Source organism: Allobosea sp. P4_E12 (assembly GCF_056401655.1).
This window is the reverse complement of sequence record NZ_JBFUIY010000078.1, coordinates 1-7798: the sequence shown is the minus strand read 5'-3', so window position 1 is coordinate 7798 and position 7798 is coordinate 1. Positions and strand designations below refer to the sequence as shown.

Annotated in this window: 7 protein-coding genes; 2 read left to right on the top strand and 5 right to left on the bottom strand. The window is 65.6% G+C overall.

The annotated features are described in order from the left end of the window. Positions 1-377 precede the first annotated feature (377 nt). Both AC1DW9_RS35595 and AC1DW9_RS35590 read left to right on the top strand, forming a co-directional pair. Positions 378-1481, top strand: a complete 1104-nt coding sequence (locus AC1DW9_RS35595; RefSeq protein ID WP_441507407.1) for an NAD(P)/FAD-dependent oxidoreductase — start codon at positions 378-380, stop codon at positions 1479-1481. Between the two features lie 75 nt (positions 1482-1556). Then, positions 1557-2009: a DUF1810 domain-containing protein gene (locus AC1DW9_RS35590; RefSeq protein ID WP_441507408.1), complete on the top strand. Its 453-nt coding sequence runs from the start codon at positions 1557-1559 to the stop codon at positions 2007-2009. A gap of 57 nt (positions 2010-2066) precedes the next feature. Here AC1DW9_RS35590 and AC1DW9_RS35585 read toward each other — a convergent pair whose 3' ends face one another. The 5 genes from AC1DW9_RS35585 to AC1DW9_RS35565 are packed head-to-tail and all read right to left on the bottom strand — an operon-like array spanning position 2067 to position 7700. Continuing rightward, the gene (locus tag AC1DW9_RS35585; protein ID WP_441507409.1) at positions 2067-3896 is read right to left on the bottom strand and encodes a cobalamin-dependent protein; all 1830 of its coding nucleotides are present in this window, start codon (positions 3894-3896) and stop codon (positions 2067-2069) included. 36 nt (positions 3897-3932) lie between these two features. After that, complete coding sequence (locus AC1DW9_RS35580) at positions 3933-4727, bottom strand: aspartate dehydrogenase (RefSeq protein WP_476855357.1); 795 nt, start codon at positions 4725-4727, stop codon at positions 3933-3935. 20 nt (positions 4728-4747) lie between these two features. Continuing rightward, complete coding sequence (locus AC1DW9_RS35575; RefSeq protein WP_441492763.1) at positions 4748-5260, bottom strand: cupin domain-containing protein; 513 nt, start codon at positions 5258-5260, stop codon at positions 4748-4750. Further along, positions 5257-6873: an ABC transporter ATP-binding protein gene (locus tag AC1DW9_RS35570; protein WP_441492762.1), complete on the bottom strand. Its 1617-nt coding sequence runs from the start codon at positions 6871-6873 to the stop codon at positions 5257-5259. The genes AC1DW9_RS35575 and AC1DW9_RS35570 overlap by 4 nt, the downstream gene beginning before the upstream one ends. Next, on the bottom strand, positions 6870-7700 hold the full coding sequence (locus tag AC1DW9_RS35565) for an ABC transporter permease (RefSeq protein ID WP_441492761.1): 831 nt from the start codon (positions 7698-7700) through the stop codon (positions 6870-6872). Before AC1DW9_RS35565 ends, AC1DW9_RS35570 begins: the two co-directional genes overlap by 4 nt. Positions 7701-7798 lie beyond the last annotated feature (98 nt).

Below are 7798 nucleotides of genomic sequence, written 5' to 3'. Positions count from 1 at the left end.
CGATGACAGGGCCTCATATTTTGGCAATCCGCCGTCGGGAACGCTGGAATAAAGCCAATGATCGCAATGCCTTGCTGAGTTATCCACTCCCCGGGGCCCGCATCTGCTCCATTCCGAGGCGCGAGACGCCGCCATCGACGGCAGCGAAAGTCCTTGGCACGTGCACCGTCCTTGGGGGCCATCACTGACAGCGACCGGCCATTCCCACGACACGCCCGAGGGTCTGCGCTGCCGGCCTGGACGCCGAACGCGGCGCTCTGCACATTCCCAGGTCTGCCTCGCATCCGCTCGCGGCAGTCCAGGACGCCCGCCGGCAACAAGCCGGCGCGCGAACGGGACCGGATCAAGAGCGGGTTCACACCATGCCGGAGAATACTATGCCTGAGATCATCGTGGTCGGCGCCGGAGTCCTCGGAACCTCCGTCGCCTATCGCCTCGCCCTCGCGGGCGCGCGCGTCACCGTGCTCGAGGCGACACGGGTTGGCGGCGGTACGTCCGGCATCAGCTTCGCCTGGACCAACTCCTGCAACAAGGAGCCTCGCAGCTATCATGACCTGAACGTCGCCGGCATGAAGGCGCACGCAGCATTGAAGGAGGAGTTTGGCGCAACACCCTGGTGGCACGGCGGCGGTCGCGTCGAATGGAAGGCGGAAGCCGAGCGCGACGGTCAGCGCACCAAGGTTTCACGCCTGCAGGACTGGCGCTACGCGGCCGAATGGATCGACCGCAAGCAACTGCTCGAACTCGAGCCGGATATCGATCCCGCGGCGATCGGTGATGCGCCCATCGCCTGGTACCCGAATGATGGCTGGCTCGACCCGGTCGTCTACGCCCACGCCATGATGAGCGCGGCATGCCGGCTCGGCGCTGAGCTGAAGACCCAGACGCGGGTAAGGGCCCTCCTCGTCGAAGGCGGCAAGGTCAAGGGCGTACGCTGCGAAACCGGCGAGATATTTCATGCAGACCTGGTGGTGAACTGCACCGGGCGCTGGTCCAATGACACGATCGGCACGTCCGCTCCCAATGTCCCGCTGGAGCCCACGGTCGGTTTCCTGGTCTTTACACCGCCTGTGCCGGCTTCGATCCAGCGCGTGGTCTCCTCGCCGCTTTGCGATTTCCGACCGGATGGCGCCGGAAGGCTGATGGTGCATTGGGGACCGGCCGACGCGCAGGTGACGCCCGAGGTCAGCGAGCATCCCGGCATGGCGCAGGCTGCGGTCGTGATCGAACGGCTGACCAGGATCCTTCCCGGCATTGCGCCGATCCAACCCGAGGCCACGCGCGTCACCCAGCGCCCCATTCCCAGGGATGGCCTCTCGGCCATCGGGCCCGTGCCTGGCCTCGACGGCTATTATCTGATGGTCACGCATAGCGGCGCGACGCTCTCGCCGGCGCTCGGGGCCATGGCCGCGGACGAGATCCTCACTGGCATTGAACGGCAGGAGCTTGCCGATTTCCGCCCCGCGCGCTTCTTCACATAGAATGGGAATCCGCGGCGGCCCCCGGAGAACCGTCCAGCCGTGTGCTCGTCGCGCCGAATGATGGGAGGGCAAGCCGTGACGGAGGTTCACGACCTTCAGCGCTTCGTTACCGCCCAGGAGCCGATCTTCGAAACCGCGCTTGCCGAGCTGCGAGCAGGCCGGAAGCGGACCCACTGGATGTGGTTCGTCTTTCCGCAGCTGCGCGGTCTTGGCCTTTCGCCGACGGCGGAACGCTACGGCCTGGCGTCGCTGGCGGAAGCGCGTGCCTATCTCGCCCATCCCATTCTCGGCCCCCGCCTCGTCGCGTGCACCGCCGCCATCCTGGAGCTCGAGGGCCACTCAGCCCACACCATCTTCGGCTCGCCCGACGACAAGAAGCTTCGCTCGAGCTTGACCCTGTTTACGCTAGCCGCGGCTAGCGGCGACACTATCTTCCGGCAGGGCCTGCAGCGCTATTTTGGCGGCGAACCGGATCCGCGCACGCTCGACCTGATCGGGCAGCCCCCGTCCGGCGAAATGCGCCCATAGTCCGCAAGCGGCAGATCGCTCACCAGGGGCCGTGAAGCTACCCCTGGAAGCGGATTGTCATTGCCCTGTGCTCGCGGCAACCGGCCGGCCGGGCCCACTCCCCGACCGGAGATCGCCACGCTTCGCGAGGGCCAAGGCTTCAAGCTCGAGGACCATTCGCTCCGGTGTCTCACATGGGAGGGCGCCGAGCACTGAAATCTCGCGGGTCACATCGACCGGCAAGCCCGAGTTCGAGTCGTCGGGAATCTGATTCAGCCGGCCGCCGATGCAGACCGGGATGGACCGGCCGGCCCGCTCGAGAGCKCCCAGTACCTCGCTCGCGAACCGAAGGGCGATGCCGTTATATGTGCTGATGGCGATGACATCGCATCCCCGTGCCAGCGCAATCTCGACAAGATCATCGGGGTCGACCGATGTACCGCCATCGACCGCCTCAACCCCCAGGCTCGTGAGCAGGTGCTCGATCAGATTCTTGCCGTGCTCATGGACATCGCTGCTGGCCACACAGACCTTGAGACCACTCGCTTCGATCAGACGACGGGCACTGACCGGAACCTTCGCCACCCAGGATTCAGTGGCGTGCTGGAGCTCCTCGACCCATTCGGCAAGCACAATGGCCCGCCGCCCGCCCCATGCCGCACGGTCGGCTGCCCCCGCGCCATACAGCGCCTCTAGGCGTTTCGGGCCGATTCGGCGCAGGGCCAACATGAGTGCGGCAGGATCGCGCGTGTCGATTCCGGCTTCCCGCAGGCCCGTCAAGACCTTGCCGGCAAAGGCCCGGCCGCCATCGACGAGGCTTGCGGCCATCCCGTCGACCAAAGCCAGGTCGATCAGGCCGAGATTGGCGGACGCGTGCTCGACCATCCGGGCTGCGAAAACCTGCGCATCGATGATTTCGTCGGTATCGGGTATCCGCTCGTTCTCGGTCACCGGGACCGGATTGATCGCGTGCCCACTCGCCCGGCGCTGCAGCGACCAGATATCGGCCTGGAGGTAGCTCGCCAGACTTGCGAAATTGCCGGCCGGCGTGGATCTGTAACTCACCGTGTTGCCGAAAATCATGCTTCCCGGCGTGTCCGACACCTGCATCAAGGCATGATGGAAGGCGAGCCGCATGAGCGGGGCCGTGAAATGGTGTCCGTAGCAATGCGAGACTTTGGCGCCGATCAACTCATCGACGATATATTTCTCGATCAGCACCATGCCGAGCGCCGAACTCATATCGGCGAACAAACCGGCAAAGCCGTCGTCGAGGTTCGAATGAACCAACACCTCGACGGGTTGAGCAGCGATCAACCCAAGCGCCGTCACCGTGGCCTCGGTGGTGGCGACATCGTCGTCCCAATCGGGGAGGCGGAACGTGAAATATTGGCCGAGATTCCCGACAGTGGTGACCCCGGCTGCCAGCGCGGCCCGGGTATTCTCCACGGCTCCGGGCAAGCCCAGCATGAAGTCGCCGAAATGCGCCGCGGCCGGCACGATGCCGGTGATCCGCGAAAAATCCTCGGGCCCGTCGAGGACGATGCCGGTGCCGCGCGGACGCTGGGAGCGCTGCGCGAGCGGGTACCCCATCGACCAGTCCAGGGTGATGCCGAAGCGATCGACCACCGTGCCGAGCCGGGCGCAGCTTTCATGCACGGTCCGGATTGCGTCCAGCGTTCTGTCGACGCTGCGAAAGCCGATATGGGCGTGCTGCATGATGCGCCCCTGAACGGCAGTCCTGCGCTTGTAAGCCGCCTCGGAAGGAACGCCCATCGTATCGAGGAAAAGATTGCGGCCCACCTGCCAGGTGCGCGCCATGACCGCGCCCTCTGCAAGCAGCTCGGCGCCCGGCCGAAGCGCGCCGGGAACGAGATCCGCGAGAGGCGGCAACACCGTGTTGGTCATGAAATCCTCCCGGCCATGCGCTCCTGAATTCCCGCGTCAGATGGCCACGATGTCGAACTGGCGTCGGATCGCGGCGACCRGACTGGAGGCCGTGATCGCCGAGGTCTTTGGGTTGCCGGCGGAGGGCAAGTTGGTGAAGCGCAGATAGGCCGAGCCGAGCGAGCTCTCCGCCTCGATCTCGTGAATATTTCCCCTGGCAGCGGGATCGGAGACGATCCGCGTCGTCACCCGTGCGGCACGCGCTGCGAGCGCAATGGTGAGCCCGACATTCAGGTTCCTGGGATAGAGCCGCGCCGCTTCCTCCGCGCTGCCTTCATAGAGCACGATCTCGGCGACGAGCGACCGCTCGCTAAGCCCGGCCTGCGCCAGCTCGGCCGCCCACGCGGCCGGTGGCTTGCGCGAGGTGTAGCGAATCCGGGCATCGTCGGCTTCGCGTAGCGCCGCGAGATAGTCGAGCCCCCCGACAGCCCCGGATGGCAGGATGAGCCGCGCCCCGCTCCGTGCCGCGATCCCGGTCAGGCGAGCCAGGAAATCAGTATCGGCAAGGGCGCCCGTCGAAGCCGCAATGACCGGGAGACCAGCGGCCAGAACATCCGGCAAGGCCTCCACGACGGCGGCATGCCCGGCCGCCTCGACAACGAGGTCGGGTCGGCTGGCAATCAGTTCCGGCACCGTCGTGGCGACCTCGACGCCCACCGGCACCGTGGCGCAACTCGGAGAATCCGGCCGCAACAGCACGGTGAAGTGAAAGTCCGCCGACTGTTGGAGGCGCGCATGCACCTCGCGCGCGATCGTGCCGAAGCCGATCAACCCTATTCGCTTCCTGCTCATGGCAGTCCCATTGCGACAGATCAGGGGTTGCGCTGGTCGGTCGGCGGCACGGCGAACACGGTCTGGCGCTCGATTTCGAGAACGTTGTCCGGTCGGGGGAAATTGGCCGGCGCCGCCTCGCCCGCGACCCGCGAACGGCCGATCAGACGGAAGAAATCCTCGAGGCCATTCGGCACGATCAACCAGACCCAGTGCAGGTCCTCGGTCCCCTCGTTGATGAACATATGCCGACGGCTCTTGCCGACGAAGATCGCGGTGCCGGGTTGAAGCGGAACGTCCTTGCCGTCGAGCACGGCACGCCCCTTGCCCTTGATGAAATAAATCACCTCCTCGTGTCGATCGTGGCTGTGTTCACGGACATAGCCACCGGGCGGCACGGTCTGGGTTCCCAGAGCCAATGGGTGATCCATCCGCACCCGCGCGGGGTCGACGACCACCTCGATATGGCCGTTGGCCGGAACCGGCTGCCAATAGCTCGTCGCCTGGCCGGGCTGGATAACGAATGTCTCGCCGGGTTCGTGAATTTCGGTCATGGGGTCATCTCCATTCCGTTGGCTCTTCCCGGGACGGCGGAAAGCAACTTCTGCGTATAAGGATGCTTGGGAGCAGCGAAGATCTCGGCCGTGACGCCGTGTTCGACCACCTCGCCGCGCTGCATGATCGCGATCCGATCGCAGATCTGGGCCGCGACGCGCAGGTCGTGCGTGATGAAGATCATCGACAGGGAGAGCCGATCGCGCAGTTCGACGAGCAGCTGCAGCACCTGCGCCTGGACCGAGACATCCAGCGCCGAAACCGCCTCGTCGGCGACCAGGATCTTTGGCTCGAGCGCAAGCGCTCGGGCGAGCCCGATGCGCTGCCGCTGCCCGCCCGAAAACTGATGCGGCAAACGGTCGGTGGCGCTGGGATCAAGCCCCACCAGCGAGAACAGCTCCTTGGCTTTGGCCAAGGCCTTGTCCTGCTTGACGCCGCGGGCGATCAGCCCCTGGGAGACCAGGTCCCCGGCCGTGCGCCGCGGATTGAGCGAAGCGTAGGGATCCTGAAACACCATCTGGACGAGATGACGCTGGCGGCGCAGCGTCTCGCCGCGAAGCTTGCCGAAATCGACGCCGTCGAGTTCGATCGCTCCCTGATCGGGATCGAGCAGGCGTACGATGCAGCGCGCCAGAGTCGACTTGCCCGAACCGCTTTCGCCGACGATGCCCAAAGTAGCCCGGCTCGGCAGATCGATATCGACCGCCTTCACTGCGTAGGTCACGCGGCGCTGCCGGTCGAACCAACCGCCACCCGTCCGATAGGTCTTGGACAGATCGCGCACCGTTGCGATCGTCCTATCCGGCAACACCCGCGGCGGCGGCGGTGTGATGCTCGGAACCGCTGCGATCAGCGCGCGCGTATAGTCGGCCTTGGGGTTGTCGAGCACCTCGCGGACTGTTCCGCTTTCGACGACGCGACCATGCTGCATCACCATCACCCGGTCGGCGATCTCCGCGACGACGCCGAAGTCATGGGTAATGAACAGAACCGCCATGCCGGTCCGCCGCTGGATGTCCCTGATCAGCGTCAGGATCTGCGCCTGGATGGTGACATCGAGGGCAGTGGTCGGCTCGTCCGCGATCAGGATCTTGGGTTCCAGAGCCAGCGCCATGGCGATCATCACGCGCTGGCGCTGCCCTCCCGACAACTCATGGGGATAGGCCCGGTAGGCCGAAGCCGGCTCGGGAATGCCGACCTCGTCCAGCAGCTTCAGCGCGCGCTCCCGGATCTCCTGCTTCGACAGCTTGGTGTGAGCCCGGAACATCTCCGCGATCTGGTCGCCCGCGGTGCGCAGGGGGTTCAGGGCCGTCATCGGCTCCTGGAAGATCATGCCGATCTCGGGACCGCGGATCGCACGCAGCTCGTCCTCGGAGAGGCCGAGAATGTTCCGCTCGCCGAGCATGATCCTGCCGCCCCGCACCGGCAGGCTGGTGGGAAGCAGCCCCATCAGCGCCGACGCGGTCATCGACTTGCCGGAACCGCTTTCCCCGACCACGCAGACGATCTCGCCCGGCGTGAGGGTCAGCGAGAGCTTCTCGACCGCATAAGGCCGGTCGGCCCCTCCGGGCAGGGCGATGGATAGATCTTCGATACGAACGAGAGGGGTCATCGGCCGCGGAGCCTCGGGTTCAGCGCATCGTTGAGCCCCTGTCCGACAAGGGAGACGGACAGGATCGTCAGCAGGATCGCCACGCCGGGAATCGCGGAGACGTACCACTCGCTGCGCAACACCTTGCGGCCCTGGCCGATCAGATTGCCCCAGGAGGCAATGTTCGGATCGGACAGGTCGAGGAAGGCGAGCGCGCTTTCGAGGAGGATCGCCGTCGCCATCACGACGCTGCCATAGACGATGATCGGCGCCAGCGCGTTGGGCAGAACCTCGCGGAAGATGATCCAGCGATTGGTCAGGCCGAGCGTCCGGCAGGCCTGGACGAACTCGCGATTGCGCAGGGTCAGGAACTCGGCGCGCGTCAGGCGCGCCACCGCCGGCCAGGACACGATGCCGATCGCAATCGTTACCGCCGTCATGTTCGAGCCCACCACCACCACGAGCACAAGCAGCAGGATGAAGTTCGGAAGCGTCTGGAAGGCCTCCGTCATGCGCATCAACGCGTCATCCGTCATGCCGCCATAGAAGCCGGCGATCGCACCGACGACGATGCCGATTGCAATCGCAATCAAGGTCGAGACGATGCCCATCAGCAATGTGGTGCGGGCGCCGTGGGCGATCTGTGCCGCGATGTCGCGGCCCGACGCGTCCGTTCCCAGCAGGAAGCGACCGCCGAGCGAAGGCCATTGCAGCGGCCGACCGGCAAGCCCCAGTGGATCGCGCGGGTAGAGCAGGTCGGCAAAGATGGCGAGGCCGACGATGCCGATGAGCAGGAGCAGGCCAAGCACGGCAGCGGGGCTGAACAGGAAATATCGGAGCGCCTTCATGATCAGGACGCCCCGGCCGTGATCCGCGGATCAAGGCGCGCATAGATGAGATCGACGACGAAGTTCACGCAAATGACCATGATGGCAGAGACAAAGAC